Annotated in this window: 28 protein-coding genes; 17 read left to right on the top strand and 11 right to left on the bottom strand. The window is 58.0% G+C overall.

The features are described from left to right. Nucleotides 1–219 precede the first annotated feature (219 nt). Together AC3WVQ_RS33965 and AC3WVQ_RS33960 are read left to right on the top strand one after the other, a co-directional pair. Nucleotides 220–849, top strand: coding sequence for a universal stress protein (locus AC3WVQ_RS33965; protein ID WP_492383529.1), 630 nt, complete (start codon nucleotides 220–222; stop codon nucleotides 847–849). A gap of 59 nt (nucleotides 850–908) precedes the next feature. After that, nucleotides 909–1,910 carry a hypothetical protein gene (locus AC3WVQ_RS33960; RefSeq protein ID WP_492383528.1) on the top strand — a complete coding sequence of 334 codons (1,002 nt, stop codon included), beginning with the start codon at nucleotides 909–911 and terminating at the stop codon, nucleotides 1,908–1,910. Here the strand turns inward: AC3WVQ_RS33960 and AC3WVQ_RS33955 are convergent. From AC3WVQ_RS33955 to AC3WVQ_RS33945, 3 genes are all read right to left on the bottom strand, one after another. Then, the gene (locus AC3WVQ_RS33955) at nucleotides 1,893–2,882 is read right to left on the bottom strand and encodes a ribose-phosphate diphosphokinase (protein ID WP_492383527.1); all 990 of its coding nucleotides are present in this window, start codon (nucleotides 2,880–2,882) and stop codon (nucleotides 1,893–1,895) included. The genes AC3WVQ_RS33960 and AC3WVQ_RS33955 overlap by 18 nt on opposite strands. Before the next feature lie 71 nt (nucleotides 2,883–2,953). Beyond that, entirely contained in the window at nucleotides 2,954–3,472 is a 519-nt protein-coding gene (locus tag AC3WVQ_RS33950) for a hypothetical protein (protein ID WP_492383526.1), read from the bottom strand. Nucleotides 3,473–3,592: 120 nt separating this feature from the next. Then, nucleotides 3,593–4,012, bottom strand: coding sequence for a DUF3775 domain-containing protein (locus tag AC3WVQ_RS33945; RefSeq protein ID WP_492383525.1), 420 nt, complete (start codon nucleotides 4,010–4,012; stop codon nucleotides 3,593–3,595). A 297-nt stretch (nucleotides 4,013–4,309) separates the two neighbouring features. Here AC3WVQ_RS33945 and AC3WVQ_RS33940 point away from each other — a divergent pair, with 297 nt between their 5' ends. From AC3WVQ_RS33940 to AC3WVQ_RS33925, 4 genes are all read left to right on the top strand, one after another. Next, the gene (locus AC3WVQ_RS33940) at nucleotides 4,310–5,827 is read left to right on the top strand and encodes a bifunctional aminoglycoside phosphotransferase/ATP-binding protein (RefSeq protein WP_492383576.1); all 1,518 of its coding nucleotides are present in this window, start codon (nucleotides 4,310–4,312) and stop codon (nucleotides 5,825–5,827) included. A 72-nt stretch (nucleotides 5,828–5,899) separates the two neighbouring features. Next, nucleotides 5,900–8,524: a magnesium-translocating P-type ATPase gene (mgtA, locus tag AC3WVQ_RS33935; protein ID WP_492383524.1), complete on the top strand. Its 2,625-nt coding sequence runs from the start codon at nucleotides 5,900–5,902 to the stop codon at nucleotides 8,522–8,524. Nucleotides 8,525–8,585: 61 nt separating this feature from the next. Next, nucleotides 8,586–9,347 carry a diacylglycerol kinase catalytic domain-containing protein gene (locus AC3WVQ_RS33930; protein ID WP_492383523.1) on the top strand — a complete coding sequence of 254 codons (762 nt, stop codon included), beginning with the start codon at nucleotides 8,586–8,588 and terminating at the stop codon, nucleotides 9,345–9,347. 216 nt (nucleotides 9,348–9,563) lie between these two features. Next, a complete protein-coding gene (locus AC3WVQ_RS33925) occupies nucleotides 9,564–10,217 on the top strand; it encodes a BON domain-containing protein (RefSeq protein ID WP_492383522.1) in 654 nt (217 codons plus the stop codon). A 64-nt stretch (nucleotides 10,218–10,281) separates the two neighbouring features. On the opposite strand, the gene AC3WVQ_RS33920 is transcribed toward AC3WVQ_RS33925, so the two are convergent. Beyond that, nucleotides 10,282–10,617, bottom strand: a complete 336-nt coding sequence (locus AC3WVQ_RS33920; RefSeq protein WP_492383521.1) for a c-type cytochrome — start codon at nucleotides 10,615–10,617, stop codon at nucleotides 10,282–10,284. Next, nucleotides 10,618–11,016, bottom strand: coding sequence for a hypothetical protein (locus tag AC3WVQ_RS33915; protein ID WP_492383520.1), 399 nt, complete (start codon nucleotides 11,014–11,016; stop codon nucleotides 10,618–10,620). Nucleotides 11,017–11,251: 235 nt separating this feature from the next. On the opposite strand from AC3WVQ_RS33915, the gene AC3WVQ_RS33910 reads away from it, so the two are divergent. From AC3WVQ_RS33910 to AC3WVQ_RS33885, 6 genes are all read left to right on the top strand, one after another. After that, entirely contained in the window at nucleotides 11,252–11,941 is a 690-nt protein-coding gene (locus AC3WVQ_RS33910) for a CBS domain-containing protein (protein ID WP_492383519.1), read from the top strand. Beyond that, a complete protein-coding gene (locus tag AC3WVQ_RS33905; protein ID WP_492383518.1) occupies nucleotides 11,886–12,881 on the top strand; it encodes a 1-phosphofructokinase family hexose kinase in 996 nt (331 codons plus the stop codon). The genes AC3WVQ_RS33910 and AC3WVQ_RS33905 overlap by 56 nt, the downstream gene beginning before the upstream one ends. Nucleotides 12,882–13,042: 161 nt before the next feature. Next, nucleotides 13,043–13,279, top strand: a complete 237-nt coding sequence (locus tag AC3WVQ_RS33900; protein ID WP_492383517.1) for a ChaB family protein — start codon at nucleotides 13,043–13,045, stop codon at nucleotides 13,277–13,279. Between the two features lie 5 nt (nucleotides 13,280–13,284). Further along, nucleotides 13,285–13,626 (top strand): DUF5335 family protein, encoded by a 342-nt coding sequence (locus AC3WVQ_RS33895; RefSeq protein WP_492383516.1) that lies wholly within the window; start codon nucleotides 13,285–13,287, stop codon nucleotides 13,624–13,626. A gap of 73 nt (nucleotides 13,627–13,699) precedes the next feature. Then, nucleotides 13,700–14,683 carry a zinc-dependent alcohol dehydrogenase family protein gene (locus tag AC3WVQ_RS33890; protein WP_492383515.1) on the top strand — a complete coding sequence of 328 codons (984 nt, stop codon included), beginning with the start codon at nucleotides 13,700–13,702 and terminating at the stop codon, nucleotides 14,681–14,683. Nucleotides 14,684–14,713: 30 nt separating this feature from the next. After that, nucleotides 14,714–15,358 carry a phosphoribosyltransferase gene (locus AC3WVQ_RS33885; protein WP_492383514.1) on the top strand — a complete coding sequence of 215 codons (645 nt, stop codon included), beginning with the start codon at nucleotides 14,714–14,716 and terminating at the stop codon, nucleotides 15,356–15,358. Here AC3WVQ_RS33885 and AC3WVQ_RS33880 read toward each other — a convergent pair. Then, nucleotides 15,327–15,983 (bottom strand): PAS domain-containing protein, encoded by a 657-nt coding sequence (locus AC3WVQ_RS33880; protein WP_492383513.1) that lies wholly within the window; start codon nucleotides 15,981–15,983, stop codon nucleotides 15,327–15,329. The two genes, AC3WVQ_RS33885 and AC3WVQ_RS33880, sit on opposite strands and share 32 nt — an antisense overlap. A gap of 520 nt (nucleotides 15,984–16,503) precedes the next feature. Here AC3WVQ_RS33880 and AC3WVQ_RS33875 point away from each other — a divergent pair. From AC3WVQ_RS33875 to AC3WVQ_RS33865, 3 genes are read left to right on the top strand one after another with little or no spacing between them, the layout of a single operon-like run. Next, nucleotides 16,504–17,454 (top strand): ABC transporter substrate-binding protein, encoded by a 951-nt coding sequence (locus tag AC3WVQ_RS33875; protein WP_492383512.1) that lies wholly within the window; start codon nucleotides 16,504–16,506, stop codon nucleotides 17,452–17,454. Then, complete coding sequence (locus AC3WVQ_RS33870; protein WP_492383511.1) at nucleotides 17,451–18,275, top strand: ABC transporter ATP-binding protein; 825 nt, start codon at nucleotides 17,451–17,453, stop codon at nucleotides 18,273–18,275. Before AC3WVQ_RS33875 ends, AC3WVQ_RS33870 begins: the two co-directional genes overlap by 4 nt. An 8-nt stretch (nucleotides 18,276–18,283) precedes the next feature. Then, nucleotides 18,284–19,039 carry an ABC transporter permease gene (locus tag AC3WVQ_RS33865; RefSeq protein WP_492383510.1) on the top strand — a complete coding sequence of 252 codons (756 nt, stop codon included), beginning with the start codon at nucleotides 18,284–18,286 and terminating at the stop codon, nucleotides 19,037–19,039. 53 nt (nucleotides 19,040–19,092) lie between these two features. Here AC3WVQ_RS33865 and AC3WVQ_RS33860 read toward each other — a convergent pair whose 3' ends face one another. The 5 genes from AC3WVQ_RS33860 to AC3WVQ_RS33840 form a co-directional block, all read right to left on the bottom strand. Further along, a complete protein-coding gene (locus AC3WVQ_RS33860) occupies nucleotides 19,093–20,817 on the bottom strand; it encodes a chloride channel protein (protein ID WP_492383575.1) in 1,725 nt (574 codons plus the stop codon). A 196-nt stretch (nucleotides 20,818–21,013) separates the two neighbouring features. After that, a complete protein-coding gene (locus tag AC3WVQ_RS33855; RefSeq protein WP_492383509.1) occupies nucleotides 21,014–21,805 on the bottom strand; it encodes a sulfite exporter TauE/SafE family protein in 792 nt (263 codons plus the stop codon). A gap of 80 nt (nucleotides 21,806–21,885) precedes the next feature. Continuing rightward, nucleotides 21,886–22,320 carry a DUF6691 family protein gene (locus AC3WVQ_RS33850; RefSeq protein ID WP_492383508.1) on the bottom strand — a complete coding sequence of 145 codons (435 nt, stop codon included), beginning with the start codon at nucleotides 22,318–22,320 and terminating at the stop codon, nucleotides 21,886–21,888. Then, entirely contained in the window at nucleotides 22,320–22,748 is a 429-nt protein-coding gene (locus AC3WVQ_RS33845) for a YeeE/YedE family protein (protein ID WP_492383507.1), read from the bottom strand. Before AC3WVQ_RS33845 ends, AC3WVQ_RS33850 begins: the two co-directional genes overlap by 1 nt. 5 nt (nucleotides 22,749–22,753) lie before the next feature. Continuing rightward, nucleotides 22,754–23,692: an MBL fold metallo-hydrolase gene (locus AC3WVQ_RS33840; RefSeq protein WP_492383506.1), complete on the bottom strand. Its 939-nt coding sequence runs from the start codon at nucleotides 23,690–23,692 to the stop codon at nucleotides 22,754–22,756. A gap of 113 nt (nucleotides 23,693–23,805) precedes the next feature. Between AC3WVQ_RS33840 and AC3WVQ_RS33835 the strand changes: the two genes are divergently transcribed. Then, nucleotides 23,806–24,444, top strand: coding sequence for a peroxiredoxin (locus AC3WVQ_RS33835; protein ID WP_492383505.1), 639 nt, complete (start codon nucleotides 23,806–23,808; stop codon nucleotides 24,442–24,444). Beyond that, complete coding sequence (locus tag AC3WVQ_RS33830) at nucleotides 24,441–24,869, top strand: ArsR/SmtB family transcription factor (RefSeq protein ID WP_492383504.1); 429 nt, start codon at nucleotides 24,441–24,443, stop codon at nucleotides 24,867–24,869. The genes AC3WVQ_RS33835 and AC3WVQ_RS33830 overlap by 4 nt, the downstream gene beginning before the upstream one ends. Nucleotides 24,870–24,881 lie beyond the last annotated feature (12 nt).

The raw sequence follows: 24,881 nt of genomic DNA, 5'->3' as shown, positions 1-24,881 counted from the left end.
GAGACTGACCGATTGGTGCTTTGATGAAGTCATCGAAGTCCCAAAGTGGGGTCGCAGCGATGATTTACAATACGATAATGGTAAGCTTGAGCCTGCACGAGAGTGTTGCACGGCAGCTAAGATTTGCGCGTGACGTGGCGTCGCGCTTCGAGGCAACGCTTATCGGTTTTGCCGCCGGCGATATTCGCATCATCACGGCGGCGCCCCCCCGGCGTGGTCATGGACGATGAATTCATGCGCCTCGAAGCGATTGATATCGAACGCCGTCTGGAGATGCTCAGGCGAGAGTTCGAGGCTGAAGGCGGAGCCGTGGACCTGCTGCGCACAAGCGTTGGTGATCCGACGAAGGATCTCGCGACGGCTGCTCGATTGGCCGACCTCGTTATCGCAGGCATATCGCAAGTGGGGAGCGAGCAGGTTGACATCGGTGAATTGATCCATTCGGCGGGCCGCCCCGTCCTTATTCCCAGAGCCGATCTCGAGCCGCTTGCAGCCCACAAGGTCGTTGTTGCCTGGAAAGATACGCGCGAGGCTCGGCGCGCAGTGGTCGATGCGATGCCCTTCCTCGTTCATGCCCGTGAGGTCCTTGTCGCATCAGTTGAAGATCAAGGAAAACACCGCGGCGTGGAAACACTGAATGATGTTGTCCGCCACCTGATCCATCACGGTGCAAGAGCCAGCGATGCTCCCTCAGATGGCGAGACCCTGATCAATATTACCAAGCAGTTTGGTGCGGATCTGATCGTTTCGGGAGCATACGGCCACAGTCGCCTGCGCGAGTGGCTGGTGGGAGGCGTTACCCGATCGCTGCTCCGCGAAACCTCTCTCCATCGCTTGATGTCGTCGTGAGCCACCCGCCAAGCTGATCGCGCGAACTGTGTCGAAAAGGCGCAAGAACAGTGTGTTCAATGTCCGCTCTGGATGAGAAGATCCGCTTTCTCAGCGACCCGGCATCCTATCCTGATCGGCCATCGAGGATCGAAGCCCGGGAGACCCATATGTCGTGGGTCTTCCTGGCGGATGATTGGGTGCTGAAGCTGAAGAAACCGGTCAAGACGTCTTTTCTTGACTTCAGCACGATGGATAGCCGTCACTTCTTTTGTTGCGAAGAAATTCGCCTCAATCGCCGATTGGCTGAGGAAACCTATAGAGGCGTCAAACCTCTCTATGCAGACTCTTCCGGCAACCTCACATTTGAGAAAGCTGGGAGAGCTGCCGATTGGCTCGTGGAGATGCGGCGGCTCCCGGAAGCCGACATGCTGGATCAGCGCATAAAGGCGGGTGACCTCGCACCGACGGAGCTTATTGGCGTGGCTGAGAAACTTGTGCGCTTCTACGCCGGCTGTCGGCCGGAGAGCGTCGATGGGCATGTGCGCCACCTCATGGATGAACTCGACATCACGCGAAAGATCTTGCTGCGGCCGGAGTTCGATCTGGAGGCCGAAGGCGTTGCTGCACTGCTGGAAGGCATCGGTCACGGATTGCAGGTGATGCGGTCAAAAATCGAGGAGCGGATAAGGAAGGGGTGCCTGGTGGAAGGACATGGCGACTTGCGGCCAGAACACATCTGCCTCGTGAGGCCTCCCCAGATCATCGATTGCCTGGAATTCAACCGGTCCATGCGCCTCGTCGACCCATATGATGAGATCGGTTACCTTGCTCTCGAATGTGAGGTCTTGGGCTCGGGCTGGATCGGTCAATTCTTCCTCACGGCTCTGGAGCGCACGGTTGGAAATCGCCCTTGTGATCGCTTGATGGGTGTCTTTGGCGGTTTCCGTGCCTTGTTGCGGGCCCGGCTCTGTCTTGCTCATCTTCTTGAAACACCAGCGCGCCGCCCCGAGAAGTGGCGACCGCTCGCGCTCACCTACCTCAAGATGGCAAGGGTTCGCTTGTCACTCGTCGTCTCCTGAAAGTGCTGCAAGCGGAACGCCGGTATGCAGGCGGCGAATGGTTTCGGCAAAAAGCGGTACGCTGCTTAAGACCGTCACACAATCGCGCAGGAGGTCTTCGGGTATATGGAATGGAGAAGCTGAGTCCGTTACGATCGTCCTGTCGATCGCAGGGTGGGCCAGAACCCCCTCGCAGCCCCGGTCAAAGAGCGCATGGGCGGCAAGGGCATAAACTGAATTCGCACCCCGCTGCCGGCAGGCTTCGGCTGCCCTGAGCATTGTTTTTCCCGTCCCGATCATATCGTCCACGATAAAAACGCTCGCGCCTTCGACGTCACCTGCAAACAGGTCACCCGAGACGATCCCACCGCTGCGACGCTTTTCCATGATCGCAAGTTGAGCCTCCTTGCCTGACAGACGCTCGTAATGTTCCCGCAGGAGTTGCGCGCGTTTTATGCCGCCGGCGTCGGGCGATAATACCATCGTCCGCTCGGGGCCGGAGAGACTTGCAATGGTCCTGCTAAAAAGTTTGCGGGTGTCGAGGTGAACCGTTGCACAGCGGAAGGCGTTCTGAAATGCCGAAAGGTTGTGGACGTCCAAAGTCACGACTGTATCGATGCCCACCGCCTCGAAGAGTTGTGCCAGGTATCGTGTCGTCACCGGGTCGCGTAACTTGGTCTGTCTGTCTTTGCGAGAGTAAGCAAGATAGGGCGCGACGGCGGTTACGCGCGCTGCGCCGTGTTCGCGGCATGCGGCTGCGAAAAAGAGCAATTTACACAGCTTGTCATTCGCCGAACCTTCCGGCGAACCATTCAAGGTATGTATGATGAAAACGTCCCTGCCGCGCACGCTGACAAGCGGACGCGCCTTGTGCTCCCCGCCTTCAAAGTCACGCTCTTCGTGCTCGGCAAGGGCGACTTGGAGTTCGTCAGCAATGGCTCTTCCAAGAGCCATCGTTCCGTTGAGTGCGAAAATCTTCATGAAAGCCAGCATGATCCATGGCGTCCCGGCGTTCATTGACGTCGGTCAAGGACCAAAAAACTCCTTTTCGGAAAAGCTCGCGGTCATGCTGACGTGACCGGTTTGGCGTCGCGTTGCAACCGATCGTGTCTAACCACGCGTTTCCTCGCTGTCGGCCCATGCATGCTGGTCGTCACGATGCTCCAGCCCTCGGGCTCGCCGTCCCGTTGATGGTAAATGACCACCCAGTCTTTCGTCTTTCCCAGTTCGTGGGCACGCCTGGTGTTGGAAAACAGAACGGTGAAATGCCAATCGCCCACTTGGGAATGCATGACAGGAAGCCAGGCTTCATGTGTCGGGTTGAACCGACGGGGGGCTATCAGGCGTAGCGCGCCCGAAGCAGCCTTGTCACGATAGGCACGGTCGACTTCGAGCAAAAGCGCATCGGGCGGTTGGCTCGATCTTTTCCAAAGGTAAGGCCTTGATCGAGGCGCGAGGCGCTCAGCCAATGCGGAAGCGATCATTTGCTTTCGCCTGGGTCCGATGCCTTTCAGTGCGAAGTTGCCGCTGTGGATGGCGTTCTCCAGGTCATCCAGGGTCTCGAGCGTGCCGTCTTCCGCCAAGAGACTTGCCAATCGTGGCCCAATTCCGGGAATAGTGCGAAAGAGCACCTCCGGCGCAAGTTCACCTCGCAGCCTTTCCAGTTGCCCCCAGCCACGCCATCCTCCTACTCGCATCGAGCGCTACAGACGTCCCTTCTCGTACTCCTGGCAAGATTCTCCAAACGCGGCCATTGCCTCTTCCAGGTAATCCGCAAGAAGCGGTGTTCCGATCAAATAGGCGGCCGTATGTTCATTGTGGGCGTCTGAGGCCTCCGCGCGAATTCGCTCCCAGTCGTCCACCGTGTCGTCTCCGCGGCCGAGCCAGCAAAGGGCGACGAGGTCGATCTTTTCGTCCTCGTTCAACTCGGAGATCGTTGTTTCCAGCTCGGATTCGACGGGATCATCCGGTCGGTCTTCGAGCACGGAGATCATATTGTCGTCCGTGGCATTGGAGGCAGGGTCAACGTCGGAAACAACATCCTTGGCGTCGAACTCGCGCGCCTTGATGATGAGATAGCAAACTGTATCGGGCGAGATCGACAAGTCCCAGGTTCTGCTCATCTGAATTCTCCACGCTTGCAGGTTTGCCCCGCTCTCGTCTTGTCACAATAAAGGGCGTTCAACTCGACGGGCGAACACTCCTACCTTGTTGTCATAATCGCAGGCTTGGACCAGAGCGCTTTGATGACCGTCAAAATAGCCGAGACGCTGGGCGGAATATCCCTGTTAGCCCTGAAGTTTTCTCAGGAGAGATTGATCAGCGTCAACGCAACAACGGTGGATGGCGCGCATGATCGCAATGCTCTGACGGTGCGCTTCATCGCCGGCCGCCGCCGTTCGCCATCGAAGCGAGGCAACATGCTCGTTCAGGATCAGACAAGCGCGATATCATTTTTAAGCGACCGGCATGCGCACGGAAGCGATGAGATCAAGCACATCGTAACTCATATTTCGCATATTTTTCTCACCCGCGATCGCGCTTTCAAAATGAAGCGCGCCGTCAAACTTCCGTACGTTGATTTTTCTACGCCGGAGTTGCGGCTGGAAGCCTGCCAACGCGAGGTTCGCCTGAATTCGGTTACGGCACCCGGTCTATACCTTGGCATCCGGACGATTTCGCGCGACTTGGCGGGAAAGCTTCAATTTGGCGACGGTGAGCTTGTCGAGCCGGTTGTCGAGATGGTTCGCTTTGAGCAAGATGCACTCTTCGATCGGATGGCCACGCAGGGACGGTTGAACGCGAAGCTGCTGACCCAAGCGGCGCGTATGATTGCCCGTTACCACTACAGCGCACCTGTCGTTCATAGTAGTTCAGGATCTGCAAACATTGGCGCCGTGCTCGCCATAAATAGAGCTGGCTTTGCCACCAGCCGCGTCTTCGAGGAAGCCGAAGTTGCCACGATCACTCAGCGCTTCGAAGAAATGCTGAAAGAGAATGCGGCGCTTCTCGATGGCAGAGAGACAGCCGGAAAAGTCAGACTTTGCCATGGGGATCTGCACCTGCGCAACATATGTCTCATTGAGGGAGAACCTTGCTTATTCGATTGCATCGAGTTCAACGATCAGATTGCGACGATCGACACGCTCTACGATCTGGCGTTCCTTTTGATGGACCTGTGGCACAGAGGATTTCCGCAATTTGCCAACCTGGTCATGAATCGCTACCTCGATGAAACGAATGATGACGACGGTTTTGTGCTTTTGCCATTCTTCATGGCCATAAGAGCGGCAGTCAGGGCCCACGTGATCGCCACTCAGGTTGCCGAGGGCGGAAACGCGGCTGATCTTACCTCTGAGGCACGTTCCTACTTTGAGTTGGCACGCACGCTCCTTTCAAAAGTTCAACCGCGTCTCATCGTGATCGGCGGTTTCAGCGGCTCGGGTAAAACGACCGTAGCCGATGCGCTTGCCGCACGTCTTGGTGCCCCTCCCGGCGCTCGCATTATCGAGAGTGACCGCATTCGCAAGGGGTTGCACGGCGTTGCAGCCGAGGTACATCTCGATGCGGATGCCTATCGGCCGGATGTCTCTGACAAGGTCTATTCCGAGATAGTTCGCCGCAGTCTGGCGATAACAAAGGCCGGCGGCTCTGTTGTCGCCGATGCCGTGTTTGACCGTCTGGATTACCGCAGGCTGATCGAGTTTGCATCTAAGGCCGCAGGTACCCGGTGCGAGGCTGTCTGGCTGCAAGCTGACGCGCAGGTCTTGCAGCAGCGTGTTTCGAGCAGGGGCGAGGGGCCATCCGATGCGGATCTGCGCGTTCTGGCCCGGCAACTATCGAGCGGGCAAAGGGCACCGGACTGGCGCTTGATCAATGCACAAAGGCCGGTTGGCGAGATGGTTGCCGAGATCCTTGAGCCCGGGAACATGGCGTAATATCGCAGGCGAGATCGGGATTGGCCGGTGGAACCCGGTGGATAAACGCAGTGATGGGGGCGAGCTGAAACAATGGCGCTGCTTCACAACGACGCTGGTTCGACGCCACTTGTCTCAGCGCACCGGGATATAGCCGGCGATTTCCGATCCGGATTTTGGACCAAGCGGGCGCCGGAGGTGATGAGGCTGTTTGCCACGCCGCCGGATGGCCTATCGTCGGTAGAGGTTCTCGCCCGGCAAGAGCGCTATGGACCGAACACGTTGGAGGCTCCTCCCACCGCAAGAGCGCTGCGAACGTTCATTTCCCAGTTTCGCAGTCCGCTCGTGCTGGTCCTGATTGTTGCCGCCGCTATTGCTCTTTTCGTTGGCGACACACAGGACGCGGTCGTCATCTGGTTGATTGTTGTTCTCACCTGCACGGTTTCGTTCGTACAGGAGTACAGGGCGTCAGGAGCGATGGAACGCCTGAAACGAACCATCGCCCGTACAGGAACCGTCGTGAGAGAGGGAGCGCAAGCCACCGTTCCCGTCAATGAACTCGTTCCAGGCGACATTATCCGCCTTGAGGCGGGTAGTCTTGTCCCGGCAGACAGCATTGTGATCGAAACGGTCGGGCTGGAAGTCGATGAGGCAATTCTGACGGGCGAAGCCTTTCCCGCCGCCAAGATAGCGGGCGTCTCGGACCTAGACGCCCCGTTGGTCGACCGGACGAATGTTTTATTCGCAGGGACATCGGCCAGGAGCGGATCTGCAAAAGCTTTAGTCGTCTACACTGGCAAGGATACTGAATTCGCCAGGATAGCTGCCGCGATCGAACGGCAGGAGTCGGAAACAGATTTTGCACGGGGTATCCGCCGCTTTGGCTACCTTATGCTGCAAATCATGCTTGCGATCGTTGTCGTCGTGTTGGCGGCAAATGTCCTGCTTGAACGACCGGTCATAGATTCGCTGCTGTTCTCATTGGCTCTGGCGGTTGGCTTAACACCTGAATTGTTGCCGGCAATCATCGCGGTGACGCTGGCGCGCGGCGCGCTTCGGATGGAGCGAAAAGGAGTGATCGTTCGACGACTGGCTTCAATCGAGAATCTTGGAAGCATGGACCTTCTGTGCACGGACAAGACAGGGACATTGACCGAAGGGGTAATCCGTCTGGCAGCTGCGGTCGATGCGTCGGGATCGCCTTCTCAACGCGTCCTCAAGTTGGCTGGCCTGAACGCGTCGATGGAAACGGGCCTCTCCAATCCACTTGACGAGGCGATCAGGGCATCAGTGGCTCGTCTTGATTTGTCTGGTTTCTTGAAGCTTGGCGAAATTCCCTACGACTTTGCCCGCAAGCGACTGTCCGTTATCTGCCGCGATGAGAGCGAGGACACTGACTTCTTGGTCTGCAAAGGCGCTCTGACCAGCATTCTCGATGTATCGTCGACAATATGGAGTGATGAAGAAGTCAGGGCTGTCACTCGCGACGACCGCTCGTCGATCGATAACCTCCATCGTGGTTGGAGTGACGAGGGATATCGCGTGCTTGGCGTGGCCAAAAAAGCTCTTCGCCGAGGACGAAACTATGGCCGGGAGGATGAAGCGGACCTAACCCTTGTAGGCTTTCTGCTGTTTCAAGACGCGCCGAAGCGCGGAGCGAAAGAGGTGCTTCAAAAGTTTGCGCTCAAAGGCGTGCGAACCAAGCTCATCTCCGGGGACAATCGCTATGCCGTGCGTCACCTCGCCGATGAAATCGGGTTGCCCCACCGTCACGTCTTGACGGGAAAAGATCTATTGAACTTGTCCGATGATGCTCTGTTTGCGCGCGCCTTTAGGACCGACATCTTCTGTGAAGTCGATCCAGATCAAAAGGAAAGAATTGTCAGAGCGCTTCGGCGGCGTGGCCACGTTGTGGGTTACATGGGGGACGGTATCAACGACGCTCCGGCTCTCAAGATGGCCGATGTGGGCATCTCTGTCGAAGGTGCCGTCGATGTGGCCCGCGAAGCCGCCGATATCGTGTTGCTGCAGAAAGACCTTGCCGTTCTGCTGAGCGGTGTTGAAGAGGGGCGGCGCACCTTCGCAAACACCATGAAATACATATGCATCACAACAAGCGCGAACTTCGGGAACATGATCAGCATGGCCTGCGCCTCGTTGTTCCTGCCGTTTCTCCCGTTGCTGGCCAAACAGATCCTGCTGAACAATTTTTTGTCAGACATACCCGCCTTGGCCATAGCGACCGATAGTGTCGATCACGAGCTTACAGATCGTCCTTCGCAATGGGATATCGCATATATCAGACGTTTCACGATCGCGTTTGGATTGATGAGCTCATTATTCGATTTCGCGACTTTCGGTTTCCTGCTTTGGGGTATCCACGCGACACCGGCGATCTTTCAGACAGCTTGGTTCCAGGTCTCACTCCTGACGGAACTTGGAATCATACTTGTGATACGCACTCGAAGGCCGGCCTGGAAAAGCGCTCCAAGCGGGCCACTCCTCGTCTTGATGGCGATCGTTGCCGGTCTGGCCCTACTGCTTCCCTATCTCTCCATCATACCCGCATTTGGCTTTGTGCCCCTGTCAGCGTCTGTCTTGGAGGGTATCTTTATCATCACGGTTCTCTATGTGCTTGCGTCGGAGGCGCTGAAGCACGTCTTTATCAAGTCTCGAAGATCCACGGTTAGTGCTCAAACGATGCTCGTCGGCAAGTGAGGGAGGGCGGCGACTGTATCCGGCCTTGCCTCTGGATGAGAACCCTGTCGGAGATTTGTACATGAAGATTGCTTTTGATGCGTCTCCGAGACCCGCGGCACAGAGGGCACTTGAGAAACTGATCGGCAGATATGGCCAATGCACCGTTGCGGAAGCCGACTGCGTCATATCCCTAGGCGGTGACGGCACGGTGCTTAAGGTGCTGCATTCATTGCTGGGCGCGACCACGAAACCCGTTTTCCCAATGCGCACGCAGGGTTCCACCGGTTTTGTTTGCAATCCACTGCGTATGTCCGGTCTCGTCGATCGACTGGCAAAGGCCGTGCGCCTTGACGTGCCGGTGCTTCAAGCCGATGTCGAACAGGTGGGCGGTCAGCACAAGACGTTGCTTGCCATCAACGAAATTGTTCTCTTTCGACAGCGGCTTCAACAAGGTCGGTTCAAGCTGACCGCGGGCGAAGGAAGAGCGGAGGCAACTATTGCCGGAGATGGTTTGGCGTTGGTGACGCCGATCGGAAGCACCGGGTACAATCTGTCACTTGGAGGCTCACGTCTTCCTGTCGGGGCCAAGTTCCTGGCCCTGACCGGCATCGCGATTGCAAGCGGGCTTCCTTGGTGCCGCGCAATCTTGAGTGACCAGGTCATCCTGGATGTGGACATTGTCGAGGCGGAGCATCATCCCGTTCGCATTGAGACCGTGCTCGAGACCATACTCGACGTCCGACATGCCCGCCTGTTTTGCAACGGCAACCTCAAGTCCACTCTGCTTCTGGATCGGGATGTCCTGAGAGAGCTGACGGAAATTTCCAGTCAGGCTCGATAAGAACCCTGCGTTCCAGGTATGGAACCGTCGAAAGTTGGTATATCCGAGCTTCATGCAAGAGGTTCGTGGGACAGCGCGCAAGCACGACCCGGCCGGCTGCTGGTGGCGAAACACCTTGCTTGCCAATGCGTAATTTTGATCACCATCAATGCCCTTTTGTCATGGCCGATGAAAGATTGGTTTTCAGAGAGGGACTATGATCGATCGAGGTGTATCATGGTAAGCGACCTTGCATTGAGGCAGGATGTCATCGACGAGCTCGAATTCGAACCGAGCATCGATGCGGCCAATATTGGCGTTGCTGTTGAAGACGGCGTCGTGACGCTCACCGGACATGTGGCGACCCTTAGTCAGAAGGTTTCGCTCGAAGACGTCGTTCGGCGGATCAAAGGTGTCAGAGGCATCGCGCAGGATGTCGAGGTTCGGCCCTTCGGCGTCAACATCACTGCCGATGATGATATCGCCAAACGTGCCGTTAACACGATCGCCTGGAACATTTCCGTTCCACCGGACAGCGTGCAGATAAAAGTTCAAAGTGGCTGGCTGACCCTGTCTGGAAAAGTAGATTGGCAGTATCAAAGGGCCGCTGCCGAGAATTCCGCTCGCGCGCTTGCTGGCGTCGTAGGTGTTACGAACCTGATCGAAATCAATCCGCGCGCTTTCACGGCCGACGTCAAGAAGCGCATCGAGGATGCTCTGAAGCGAAATGCGGAAATCGAGGCACATGCCATCAAGGTGGATATACTTGATGGTGGCAGGGTCGTGCTGGCAGGGCGGGTCAATTCCTGGTCCGAGCGAGAAGCTGCGGAACGCGCGGCATGGTCCGCCGCTGGTGTGAGATCGGTCGACGACCGACTGACTGTCGACTAGCCCCCCTCGGCCACCGGTTTGCGTCAGAGTGGCGTGCGCAGAACATACGCTTGGCTTTCCGCCCCTACCGTCCCTGCGACTTGATGTAGGCGGCCAGGTCAGCAATTTCGGCGCGCGTTAGCGAGAGATCGGGCATCCGTGAATGCTGCGGCGCCGACAGGAATGCCGACAAACGGGCAGCATCGAATTTCTCTGATTTGTTGATTTCGGAAAATGTCGGAACGTTGTCTGATCCGCGTTGCTGTCCGGGGCCGGTCACGTGACATTCACTGCACCATCGATTGGCGATAACGCGACCGCGCGCGAGATCGGCCGCGCCGCTTTGATCGCTGTGCAGCAACAAGAAGACGGAGGCAACCTGCAGAGCCTTGGTTCGCGTCCATGGTAAGGCGGCCGGCATTTACAGTACCACCTCTGCAGCCATGCTTTCGACGAGACGTTTCTCGTCGTCGTGAAGTCGCCTGGCGGCCTTGCGTATGGAGGTCGAGCCGATCTCTGCAAAGCGCGCGCCTGCGCTGACGTAGTCCAACAACGCGTCTTGCCAGTAGGCGCACCATATGTCGAACAGATCGTTTTGGTGATCGGGTGATTGACAATCTTCCAACAAGCGCAAGTCGCCGTTGAGACGGTTTTGCAGGAACTTCAACGTCTCAATCTGAGAACGAAGCGTGGTCTCGATGGCCGCCGCCGGCATATGCGCGAGCGACCACAAGGAGCCGGTCATTTCAACCGAGGGAAATGCATGGGAAGGAGCGAACCAAAACGGCACGCTCGATTGATGCGGATTTGCTCGTTGCATGGGCATCGCTCCAGTTGCTGACCCAGTCCCGGTGGCTGAAGAGGACGCCAAAACGGCCGGGAAACTGCATCTCGACCCTATCGAAGCCCGCCATCCTCGTCCTTGATGCCGATCAAAGCTAGCTGCCTCGTTTGGTGAAGATCGCCGGGGCAAGTCGTTCCTTGATCGGCGTCAATCTCCGATGCCAGCCGTTGAGATATATTGCGCAAGTCCTGATCTTCTTACGAGGTCGCAGATGCATGCTTCGGACATCATGACTAGAAGGGTCTTAACCGTCAGCCCCGAACACAGTGTGCGACACGCCGCACGGCTGATGATCGACAATCGGATCAGCGGCTTGCCAGTCTGCAATGACGAGGGAAGCCTCGTCGGCATCCTGTCCGACGGGGATTTGCTGCGCCGCTCGGAGTTGGGATCGCAAGCGCTCAAAGAGACAGGCAGCCGTCCTCAACAGGGTCTCGATACGTACATCAAGGCGCACAGCTGGCGCGTCGGAGACGTGATGACCAAAGACCCGGTAACGGTAGAAGCAGACGCATCGGTGGACCAGATCGCAGCGCTGATGGCGACCCACGCCATCAAGCGCGTGCCCGTTGTCCAACGGGGTCGCCTGCTTGGGGTCGTTAGCCGTCGCGATATTCTCCAGGTTGTCCTCTCTTCCAGGCCCGAGCGGTTCGCCAGCGGTGACGAAGCCATCAGGCGGGCAGTAATGGCGCGCCTCCTATCCGATCTCAATCTTGATGCACGCGCTATCGACGTGAGAGTGGAGGGCGGTGTCGTCGCACTGTGCGGCAATGTCGAAAGCGGCGTCAAACGCCTGGCTGCTCGTGTTGCAGCAGAAGCAGTGTGCGGGACCGGGGGGGTGAGAAATGAACTGCGCGTCATCAACGACGCCGATTGTAAAACTTCCGGCCATCACCGGTGAAACGATGCCCGTTCTTGCGATCGCACTCAACCCCACCATCGATGTTTCGAGCCATGCGACGCGCATTCGTCCGACTGTCAAGGTGCGCACACACAATGTGCGACAGCGTCCGGGCGGCGGTGGAGTTAATGCCGCGGCCGTCATCGCAACGCTCGGCGGCAGTGCAGAGCTGGTGATCCTGGCAGGCGGCGCGACGGGTGCGATCCTAAAGGATGCTCTCGCTGCAACGGCCATCCGCATCCATCCTGTAACGATAGCGGGATCCACCCGCATCGCCTTTATGGTGCATGAAGAAGAAACCGGGCTGGAGTATCGCTTCGTTCCGGAAGGTCCCGAAATTGTCGCAGGCGACGTTTGTGCAGTCTTGCAAGTCGTTGAAGAGTTCCAGGGAAACTATCTGGTCGCGAGCGGCAGTCTTCCGCGCAACGCGCCTGCCGATGTTTACGCCGAAATTGGCAGATGTGCAGGCAAAAAGGGGACCAAGGTCATCCTTGATTGCCCCGGAACGACGCTGCGCGACACCTTGGGCAAAGCTCCGATCTTCCTCATCAAGCCGAGCCTTGAGGAGCTTGAGGTTCTTGCGGGCTGCCGACTGGACGAGGATGGCGTCGCAAGGACGGCATCAGCATTGGTAAGAAACGGTGCCTCGGAATACGTCGCGGTCACCCTCGGCCGTGAGGGCGCCTTGCTCGCAGGCGATTTCGGCACCCTGCGTGTGCCATCAAAGCATGTCGTCGCTAGATCCACGGTGGGGGCCGGAGACAGCTTCATTGGCGGACTTGTCTGGCTCCTTGAGGCAGGTGGGGCAATGGAAGATGCGTTTCGGTTCGGTGTTGCAGCCGGTGCGGCAGCGGTGATGGCGCCGGCAGGGGAGCTCTGCCGGCGCGAGGATGTGTTTGCGAACTACGGTGAAGGCTGGTTGCCGGGCGGACCGGTTTAGGTCAGGCGATTTGATCGCCGACAAAGCCGAGGTCCCTGAGATGGGTTAGGTTTGTACCAGATCCTTTGCACGCCGAGCAATTGTCGATCCGAGCGTGTGAGTTTGAGGAACAGTCTGAGAAACGCGAACCGGCATATTTGCTGCAAACCGCTGGTAGAGTGATGCTAATGCCCTATACTTCCAATCTCGACCTGCCGGCATCCCTTAGGCGCGTCCTGCCGGGCCATGCACAGGACATTTATCGCCAGGCATTCAATCACGCATTTATCTCTCACCAAGACGATCCGCGCCAGGAACAGATTTCGCATCGAATAGCTTGGAGCGCCGTGAAACGGCGATATCTGAAGGTCGGGGGTGGCTGGCTTGAGCGCACCCCGGCCATTGACCAAAGGGAGTGAGGAACATGACCAGTCGCATCTTGGATCGGTCCGAGTGGCATATTTTCTTTGACAACATGGCAAAGGCCCTTCGAGGCAAGCGGGCGCAGGTCGAGATTACCGGCCTTCGACTGGGTGACCAGATACAGGCGAAATCTGTCCCGTTGGTCGGCATCACCTTCGATCCCAAGGGCGATCTTCTGGAGATTGCTATGGAGGGATTGGATCATCTCATTCACAGGCCATCAAGCATCGCCATCCGCGAAGAGGCCGATGGGCTCAGTGGTCTTGAAATCGTGGATTCAGAAGAGCACCGCCAGATTGTCACCCTGACGAGCCCGCTTATGCTTTCCGCGCCACGGGAATGAGCAGGAAGATACGACCTTCCCCGGAATGTGGCCAGGAAGGCTTGGCCTGACTTGATTTGAGTTGAGGTGCGTGATGAAGGCGATGGTACTTGAAAAGCCTGGGACACCCCTGGTTCTCAAGACCCTTGCCGACCCGCGCCCGGGCCCTGGCGAAATCCGAATACGCGTGGAGGCTTGCGCCGTCTGTCGCACCGACCTCCACGTCGTTGACGGAGAGCTCGATTACCCGAAACTCCCCCTGATACCTGGCCACGAAATCGTCGGGGTGGTCGAAACCGTCGGCGAGAATGTTGATCGGACACTTGTTGGAAGCCGAGTTGGCGTGCCGTGGCTGGGCTTTACTTGCGGGCATTGCTCCTATTGCCGTGCCGGCCAGGAGAACCTGTGCGACAAGCCGCTGTTCACGGGGTTTACCCGCGATGGCGGATTTGCCACCCACGTTGTCGTCGACCAGCGATTTTCCTTCAAGTTGGAGTTCGCGCACGATCCGGTGGCCGTCGCTCCGCTTCTCTGCGCCGGGCTTATCGGCTGGAGGTCGCTCAAAAAGACAGGAAACGCAAAGCACATCGGCCTTTTTGGCTTTGGCGCCGCTGCCCATATCATTACCCAGATCGCTATATGGCAAGGGCGCGAAATCTATGCCTTCACACGACCCGGCGACGTTTCGGCCCAGCAGTTCGCAATCAGTCTCGGCGCAAGCTGGGCCGGTGGTTCGGACGAGACACTTGAAGAGGCGCTTGACGCCGCCATCATCTTTGCGCCTGCGGGCGATCTCGTGCCAACGGCGCTGCGCACAGTGCGCAAGGGCGGGCGCGTCGTGTGCGGCGGCATACATATGAGCGATATTCCTCAAATGTCCTATTCCATTCTCTGGGGCGAACGGGAAATCGCTTCGGTCGCAAACCTGACGCGGGCAGATGCCTTCGAGTTCTTTCCCGTCGCTGAAAGAGCCCAGGTAAAGACCCACACTGTCGTCTATCCCCTCGAAAGAGCGAACCAAGCCCTCGATGATCTGCGCCACGGCAGACTGAACGGGGCAGCCGTCATCGTGCCGTAAAGTGCGCCGCTTGCTGCCGTTGGAGTGTAAATGATGCGCTTTTCTGATCGATTCGAGGCAGGCAGGCAGCTCGCTCGAGCTCTTGAGCACTATCGCGGCCACGATATCGTGGTGCTTGGCCTCGTTCGCGGGGGCTTGCCGGTCGCCGCTGAAGTTGCATCCCATCTTCAAGCGCCTCTCGAGGTCATGCTGGTCCGCAAGATTGGCGTTCCATGGTACCTGGAACTCGCGATGGGGGCAGTCGTTGACGGCAACAAGCCAATTGTTGTGCGGGAGGAAGAGGTTATCGCCCTGGCGCGCGTGACGGAAGCGCAGTTCAACGCCGCCTGCGAGCGGGAAATCGCCGAAATTGAGCGTCGCAAAGAAGTATACCTTGCCGGTCGCGCTCCCATCAATATTGCAAACCGCATCGCGATCGTCGTTGATGACGGGATAGCCACCGGAGCGTCGATCCGGGCAGCGATCGAAGGCATCAGGAAACGCCGGCCTGCAAGAAGAGTTGTCGCGGTCCCGGTCGCTTCCCCGGAATCGGTTGCGTCGCTTCGACCAAAAGTGGATGAAGTCTGTTGCCTGGTTTCCCCGCAGCAGATGGGCTCCGTTGGTTCCTTCTACCAAGAATTTCCCCAGCTGAGCGACGACGACGTCATGCGGGTGCTTGCCGCCCACAGCGACTAGGTTCTTGTCGGTTGTCGCCTTGTCCTGGCCATATCGGGCCGCATCTCGTTTGAACCGTGACATCCTCCAAGCAGTGCAGAAAGTAGATCAATCGCCCATCCTGGCCAAGGATTGGCCTGTTCGAGATCTTCCAGAACTTCGTGACAAAGCCGCCTTCGGGGCGCCGCATGTCATAACGCTGGGAAGACATCACGTCATCGGTTCGTCGTTTAAAGACGCGCTCTAGCGAGGCATAGAGGTTGGCGATGCCATCTGCGTCTGGATCCGTCGGATCGTCTGGCAGAGCCTCAAAGATCGGCTTACCGATGATCCTGGCGGGGTCGGCCATGGTGGCCGCCGCATATGCATCGTTGATGTCGACGATGTTTAGCCCTTTGCAGGGATCCAGAAGGAGGCAGGCCTCGGAGCTGGAGGTAAATCTGTCGCGAAACTCCCGGTGCTGCAAGGCGGCCTGCAGCGGGTCAATCTCGACCTCGAAACCCTCACGGGAAGAAAGGAGAATGGCCTGCTCGCGCAGTGCGGCCGCCAGCAATACCGTGAGCGTCCTGCGCTCGGCCTGACGGTTTTCGGTTTTAAGAAGGTCTTGAAACCGCTCGATGTTCTGGCGCAAAATGAAGGCCTGCATCACAACCTCCATAATACCGATTTTTGGATTTGCTAACATTAAAACTGGGCGACAAAGAGTCAATTCCGGCAAGTGTCATCGGCGCACTCCAGAACGGAGCCGACCCACCCCGGTATTTGGATATCGCAAGAGGTGCCCGGTGCTGTCGGATATGCTGCGATCTGAAAAATGAGCAATCTGACCCAGTTTCCAACCGTGCCGGCAACGCTTCATCGCTTGAAGGCAAGTTGTTCGAACAAATATAGATCGAGCGGCCTTGCCTTCGCCGTATTGGGTTTTGGACGCAGCGTTAGGTGCGGTGCCGACCGAGGAATGTGTAGGTAAAGTATCAAGTTGCGCAGCATCAATGCCGAACCGTGCAAAGTCGGCAATATGATACGGACGGCGCTTCGCACGTCCGGTTGTGCGACGGGAGGTTGTTCAATTTTAGACGAGGGAAGAGGCTCGACAGGATAGTCCTTTCTGAAGGCAGGATCATCAGATGGTTATGGGGCGGCTGACACGAAGGCATGTTCTTGCAATGGCAATCGCAGCAGGCCTATGGGTGGCTGAAGCCCCAGTGGGCCACGCCACGAATGTAACCATCCGCGTCGGCCATTTCCCAAACATTACTCATGTTCAGGCGCTGGTGGCCAGGAGCTTTGAACATCGCGAGCAAAGCTGGTTCGCCGACAGGTTAGGACCAGGCGTCGTTATCGAATGGTATGCCTACAACGCCGGCCCGAGCGCCATGGAAGCAATTTTTGCCGGCAGTCTGGATCTTGCCTACGTCGGGCCGAACCCGGCAATCAATGCCTATGCACGTTCCGCTGGAGCCGAGGTCAGGATTGTGGCCGGCGCCGTGAACGGCGGCTCTGCTCTTGTGGTGCAGCCAGGAGAAAAGCTTGCCACACCAATGGATTTCCGCGGGAAACGGATCGGGACACCTCAGTTCGGAAATACTCAGGACGTCGCAGCCCGAGCTTGGCTGCGAGAAGGCGGCTTGCGAATTACGCAGGCCGGCGGGGACGCCTCTGTGGTGCCGACCGCAAACCCCGAGCAGTTGTCTCTCTTCAAAACCCGACAGCTGGATGCTGTGTGGACTGTCGAGCCGTGGGTTTCTCGTCTTGAGCTGGAAGCGAGCGGCAAGGTGTTGATCGAGGAAAGGCAGGCGGTGACGACGGTGCTCGTATCAAGGGTTGGGTTTCTTGAGCAACACCGCGATCTCGTGCATCGATTTGTCCAGGCTCACCGCGAACTCGGAGACTGGATCAGCGCGCACCCCCAGGAAGCTCAGGCTATGGTCCGCGAAGAACTGAAAGCGGATTTTCGGGTGACGATGTCCGCGGATCTTGCATCTCGGGCATGGCCGCGCATGTCGGTGACCAGCGATATCGCGCTATCCGCCTTGCAGGAGTATGTAGCAAAAGCACAACGTGTCGGCTTCCTGGATGCGGTCCCCGATCTGTCTCAGCTGGTCATACTGCCATGACCAACCGCGCGCCTTTTGTTGGAGCAACCACGCCGCATTGCAGCCTCACGACGAGCAAGCTCGACGTTCAATCGGTCTCGAAATGGTTTCGAACGTCTCGTGCCAACGTGCACGCTCTGGCCGACGTATCGATGCAGGTTGCCGCCGGTCAGATCGTTTGCGTCGTTGGCCCGAGCGGCTGCGGCAAGTCGACGCTCCTCGACATCATCGCCGGGCTGACGCAACCAGATGCCGGTCAGGTGTTTGCGGACGGCCAGGAGGTCGCAGGTCCTGGCCGAGAGCGGTTGGTCGTGTTTCAGGAACCTTCGCTTTTTCCGTGGTTGAACGTGTTTGGCAACGTGATGTTCGGTCTGAGGCTTTGCCCGGAGCTTCGTGGCGACGAGCGCCGGGACATCGCGCATCACTACATTTCGCTTGTAGGACTGGAAAAGTTTGAAAAGGCGCACGTCCACGAATTGTCGGGCGGCATGAAGCAGCGCGTCGCGCTTGCGCGTGCGCTGGCGCCTGATCCGCAAGTGCTCTTGATGGACGAACCATTTGGCGCGCTCGACGCAATGACGCGGGAGCACCTCTACGACGACGTGCAGAAGATCTGGGCTGACAGTCGTAAGACGGTGGTCTTCGTGACGCACAACATGCGCGAAGCAGCATGCCTGGGCGATCGCATCTTGCTGATGTCGCGTGCTCCAGGAACTATCGCGCGAAGTTTTGACATCCCGCTGTCGCGCCCTCGCAGCATATACAATGCCGAGTTGGTGGCTCACGCGGCAGCGGTTGCCGATGCGCTCCGCGGCACCATGGGAGGCGGCGAGCCGGAATGAGGCGGGCAGTGGTCGTTGCGGCATTCTTTGCTGGGCTGCTCATCATCTGGGAGCTGGCCGCCGATACCGGCTGGTGGTCGCCAGTCCTTTTCCCTTCGGCAGTGAGCGTTGCCCGGTACCTCTGGGGCGCAATGAACGACGGTACGCTTCTCGAAGCAATTCGCGTTACGCTCCAACGGCTGCTGCTTGGATACGTGATCGGGGCGGCAATTGGTCTCCCGCTCGGCGTTCTGACAAGGTCGTCGAAGATCATGGAGGACACGCTTGGTTCACTGGCACTTGGCCTGCAGACCCTGCCGAGTGTGTGCTGGGTGCCCTTCGCCGTGCTATGGTTCGGGCAAACCGAGAGTGCGATGCTGTTTGTCGTCGTAATGGGTACGGTCTGGTCGGTGATAATTGCTACCAATCACGGAGCTCGAACCATCCCGCCGATTTATGCAAAGGCCGCACGGACCATGGGATCCAGGGGATTGCACTTGTGGATGATGGTCATGTTGCCTGCCTCCTTGCCGTTCCTCGTCAGCGGCATGAAGCAGGGGTGGGCGTTTGCATGGCGCTCTTTGATGGCTGCCGAGATCTTCGTGACGATCCTGACCGGTTTCGGTCTCGGTCAGTTGCTTCACTATGGGCGTGAATTGAATGCAATGGATCAGGTGATCGGCGCGATGATGGTGATCGTCTTGATCGGCCTGCTTGCGGATCGAATTCTGTTTGCGCCCTGGGAACGTTTCCTGCATCGCAGGTGGGGCATGGATGGCGGATGAAGTTGTTCTATCCTTGCGACCTGACGTTTTTTGATCGTGCGTGAGCCCCACTTTTAGAGCTCGCCTGACATTTCCCTTCTATTTCGGTCAAGTTCCTCACTGTAGCGCCTCAAGGTATGGCTCTCCGTCAGCATACCGAGCACGCGTTGCTCAACCAGGTCGTTGACAACCGCAAGCGCTTCACTTTCGCTTTGGTCGAAGATCGCGACCGCCTGCCTGGCATTCATGGTGGGAAGCAGAACGTCTTTCTTGAATTGCGCGAACGTTCGGATCTGTGCGGCCTCGTTTTCTCCTTCGATAAGATTGGAATGGACATCCGCGACGAGCGCGAGCCCGGCATACTTTCCGTTCTGGTCGACCAGGACGACCCGCTGGGTCGAACCGATCGGAAACGTGTTCCTGAAATCACGCACGAGCATTTCCGCGTTTGCAGTTCGGACATCCGCTCGCATGAGCTTGTCGACCGTAAGATTGCGGATCCACCCGACGTCGTGTGGGCTACGGATCGTTTCACCCCGCAGGTGGAAGCGCCAAGTGGCGAACGAATAGCCGAACAGCGTTCTGACGATGAAGGATGATGTGATGACCGAGGCAAGCACCAGGACGGTCATGGGAAAATCGCCTGTAACCTCAAGCGCAAGGAATGTCATTGTCAACGGTCCGCCGATGACGGCGACTGCAAGAGAACTCATGCCAACCACCGCGTAGCTTACCGGAGCCAGCGTCGCTGCGCTCAATGAGGGTGCCACGAACGCAAAGAGCTTTCCAAGCAACGCCCCCATGAACAGAGAAAAGAAGAGCCCACCGCGAAAACCCGAGCCGAGCGAAACGGCCGATGCAATCGCCTTAAGCAAGAAAAGCACCAAAAGGCTGGAGATCGCCGCGTCGGCTTCGAGGTTGAGATGCAGTGCACCGTGGCCCCCTGAGAGAACCTGCGGACTGGCCAAAGCTAAAAGACCTACGATCATTCCGCCGACGGTCGGCCTTGCGAAACTCGGGATCGCACTCTTGCGCGCTGCTTCTTCCACGAACGCAACGCCCTGCATAAGCAGGATTCCAACGCCGCCGCAGATGGCGCCGAGCAGAAGGGCCGGTACGTAATCGGCCGGGACGACAGTGCCGACGCTGCCCACGTCGATGCCAGCGTCGCTTGGCGTCACCAGGCGGGCAACGAGGTTTGCGCTTAGCGCCGATGCCACCACTGGCGTCAAGGACATGATTGTATAGGCGCCGATGATCAGCTCGAATGCGTAAAAGGCGCCGGTCAACGGCGCATTGAATGCGGCGGCGATCGCTCCGGCAGCTCCGCAGCCCACGAGAATGCGCATGTCCGAGCGGCGCAGCTTCAGACTGACGCCAAGTTTAGATGCTATTGCTGAGGCAACCTGGCTGTAACCCGCTTCAAGGCCAACTGAAGCGCCAAAACCGTTCGAGACAAGGTTCTGAACAGCGACGATGAGGCTGTCCGTCAAAGAAAGTCGGCCGCCATGAAGAGCGTTGGCTTCGATCGGATCCACAAGAGGTCGCTTCCGCCATCTCGCGAGCAATAGCAGGATTGCTCCAAGGAGCATGCCGCCGGCAATCGGGGCGACGAGAACGAGGATCTTCTCGTCGACGGCTGCTCCACTCAGCCGTTCTCCCGCTTCCAAATTGAAGATCAGGGAGTGCATCGTCCTGGCGATGATCGTCATGATCACGACGCACAGCCCAGCTGCGACCCCCGCCAGCGTTCCCGAAAGTACAAGACCCAGCTCCGTTCGGCGCGGCAGCCTGCGCATCAATTCCACACTCAGGTACCGGTAAAGCACCGATGGTCGAAGCTTTCGCAAGCGCTTGATGGGACTAGGAATTCGGGCCGGGTCCTGTGCCATTGTTCTTTCGGTACATCGGCTGACGTTCTCGGGCACACGTTAGCGCGCCCAACAAGGTAAGGGATTTAACCGGCTGCATCAGCTTGTCAAACTCATTCGAGTGTCAGGCCGCGGCAATCTGGGTGACCCCTCTGTAGATCATGTATCCGGCCACAACGAAGATCATGATGGCGAACATCGTGTTCAAGGCGCCCTTGCGTGCCGCAAGTCTGCTGGCCAAGGCCGCTCCAATCATGCCGCCAACAACACCGCCGGCGATGAAGGCTCCAGCAAGGGGCCAATCGACGAGGCCGGACACGGCGTAGTTCGCGGCCGTCGTCAGGCCGAAGGCGGTGACCGCCACGAGCGAGGAGCCAACCGCGAAAAGAATCGGCATACCCGTGGAAGCCATCAATCCGGGCACGATCAGGAACCCACCACCGATGCCGAAAAAACCGGAGAAGATGCCAGTAAGCCCGCCAAACGCAATGACCTTCGGCGCGTTTTCACGCGAGCAATGCGCACCTGGATCACCTTGGACTGCACGGCCCTTGAGCATTAGCACGCCGACCAAAACCATGACAAAGGCAAATGCCAACAGCAGATGTTGTCCGTCCACGAGCTTTCCCATGGTCGAGCCAAGATAAGCCCCGGCAATTCCGGAGAGGCTGTAGATGCTGGCGCAGCGCCATTTGACATGACCGAGGCGTGCATGACCCATCAGATTGGCAAGGGCGTTGGCGGCGACCGCAAAGGCGCTTGTGCCGATCGCCAGGTGCGGATTCGGAACTCCAACCACATAGGCCATCAACGGGACCGCAAGAATGGAGCCGCCGCCCCCGAACAGGCCAAGGGCCAGTCCGACAAGCCCTCCGGAGAAAGCGCCGAGCGCGTACTGTATTGGTTCGAGCGTCATCTTGTGAACTCTGGTGGAATTCGCCGTGGTCAAGCGGGCTTTTTTCAGCTTCGTTGCTGGGACTCCACTGACCGTTGCGACTATCGCGACGCCAGTGCCGTACGTGCGAACGCAAAGCGATATACGATCATCCCCGTGAGCATGGCGCCCACAAAAAGACCCGCTTGCCATCGGCCCGTTGTCAAAGCGGCGATTGCAGGACCGGGGCAGAGCCCGACCATTCCCCAGCCGACCCCGAAAAGCACGGCGCCGGCAACAAGGCGGGCATCAGGTCCTGTCTTCGGGGGCACATGGAACTGGTCGTCGAAGAGCGGGGTCTGCCATCGATTGCGGACAACGTAGGCAAGCGTTGAAGGTATGAGTGCGCCACCCATGACGAAGGCAAGCGATGGGTCCCAGTTGCCAAAAACATCGAGAAAAGCGCGCACGCGCGCGGGATTGATCATGTCGGAGACGACAAGCCCGGCTCCAAAGAGCAGGCCACAGACAATGGCCGAAGCTATTCTTGCGAACATCAGAGGGCTCCCGCGATGAGACGCATTGCGAGCACGGTGAGCGCTGCAACCGTCATGAAGGTCAATGTTGCAACGATCGAGCGTGGTGACAGTCGCGCCAGGCCGCAGACGCCATGGCCGCTGGTGCAGCCTGAGCCGAGACGGGTTCCAAAACCGACGAGGAGGCCGCCGATGAGAAGGAGAGGCAAGGATGACGTTACGTCTATATCTGGTTGACGGAGAAAGGTGGACGCGGCAAAGGCGCCGCCGAGGATTCCTGCGAGAAATCCCAGGGCGAGCTTGCTGACACCAGTTCCAGTCAGACCTGCGGCTGCCGCGACGAGCCCGGAAATCCCGGCAATTCGACCAGTCGTCAGGAGATAAAGTCCGGCCGAAAGACCGATGAGAAGGCCGCCTGACAGCGGCCACAAGAAGTTGATTTCGCTCATTTCTCTCACAAAACGTTCAATGGGATCTTGAGGTATCGAACGCCGTTTTCTTCGGGCGGCGGAAATTGACCTGCGCGCATATTGACCTGCACCGAGGGCAAAATGAGCTTGGGCATTGGGAGCGTCGCGTCGCGCTCGGTGCGCATACTGTAAAATTCATCCTCGCTAACACCGTCATGCACATGGATGTTGTCAGACCGTTGGGCACCAACGGTCGTCTCCCATGCGTAGTGATCGCGATCAGGCGCCTTGTAGTCGTGGCAAAGATACATGCGAGCCTCGTTCGGGAGCGCCATGAGGCGCCTTATCGACCGGTAAAGCAGCCGTGCGTCGCCGCCGGGGAAATCGCAGCGCGCCGTCCCGTAGTCGGGCATGAACAAGGTGTCTCCCGGGAAGACTGCGTCGCCGATGACATAAGCGAGGCAGGCCGGCGTGTGACCGGGCACATGCAGCACAGTTGCATCCAATGTGCCAACTTTGAAGCGATCGCCATCGTTGAAGAGCCGGTCGAACTGGCTGCCATCCCGCTGAAATTCAGTACCGGCATTGAAGATCTTGCCAAAAACGTCTTGGACGCGAACGATCTCGTGTCCGATGGCAAGTTTCCCACCGACTTCTGCTTGGAGCAGGGGAGCCGCCGAAAGATGGTCGGCGTGGGCATGCGTTTCCAGCAACCAGCAAACGTCAAGACTTTCAGATTTTACGTAATCAATGACAGGCCCAGTCGACTTGCCTGATGTGCGCCCTGAGGCCGCATCGTAGTCAAGCACGCTATCGATGATCGCGCAGGCATTCGATTGCGGGTCGCGCACAACATGGCTCACCGTGAACGTTTGCGGGTCGAAGAATGACTTTACAATCGGGCGTTTGGCTGGGTCCTGAAGTGCGTGCTCGATGAGTGCGCGGGCGTATTGCAAGGGGTGGTCGATAGCGGAGCCGATCATGTCGCCTGGTCCTCTGTGGGTTGTTTAATATATGTAGATTTACTTTAATTATGCAAGTATGTATCTACTGGAATCGAAACACGCTCGGCTGACGCCGTAAACAGGACCTCCGCATGACCGAGAATACGCTCCAAACCATTGCCTGTGCGCGTCTCAACGCCTCGGCTCCCGATTTTCAGGCGCGCTCAACGAGCGGGCCAATCACGCTATCGTCCTATCGCGGTCGCTGGGTAATCTTTTTTGCCCATCCTGCAAACTTCACGCCGGTCTGCACCAGCGAGTTCATAGCGCTTGCGCGGGCATCGCCGGATTTCGAGAGACTTGACTGCGCGCTATTGGGGCTCTCGGTAGACAGTCTCTACTCTCATATTGCCTGGATCCGGGATATCCGCGAACGTCTTGGAGTAAATGTCGCGTTTCCGCTGGTCGAAGATCCTTCAATGGCGATCGCGAAGGCCTATGGAATGATCGATGACGCTTCCGAGAGCAGCGCAACGGTCAGGGCAACATACGTCATTGATCCGAAGGGTATCATTCGCGCCATTGTCTGGTATCCGATGAATGTGGGGCGTTCAGTGGACGAACTGTTACGTCTGGTAGCTGCACTGCAGAGTGCCGACCGAGAAAATGCCGTTTCGCCGGAAGGGTGGCGTCCGGGTACGCCTCTCCTTGAGCACGCTCCCACGAGCGAAGGAGACGGGATTGCGCTGCACCCGGGCGAGAGCTGGTATTTTCGGGAGCGGCAACCATGAGCGTCGAGACAGGGATTCCCCTGGAAACACTTGCCGCAAAAGCGCCGGAAGCTGCCGAGTTCATGCGGCACTTCGGTAACGCGAACCGACTGATGTTGCTGTGTTACATCGCTCAGCGGGAAGCCGCCGTCAGTGACATTCAGGAGGAGTTGGGCATCAAGCAGCCCGCCCTTTCGCAGCAGCTCGCCGAATTACGCCAGGCAGGTCTCGTCAAGACACGACGTGAGTCGCGTCAGATCTTCTATTCGATTGCCGATGGTCGCGCGGAGGCTGTGATGAAAATGCTCTTCAGGTTGTTTTGCGATCCGGAGGCTCAGTTCAAAGATCAATTTCAGGGCGTAGAGGAAACCGGCCTACTCACCGACCCAATCCAAACGCCGCTCGCCGGCGCTGCTCATTTCGCCCGTATTGTGCCAACGGCATAGTCATTTCCGAGA

This window comes from Ensifer sp. EB106-05-01-XG146 (genome assembly GCF_058791875.1).
This window is presented reverse-complemented; position numbering and strand designations above follow the sequence as displayed.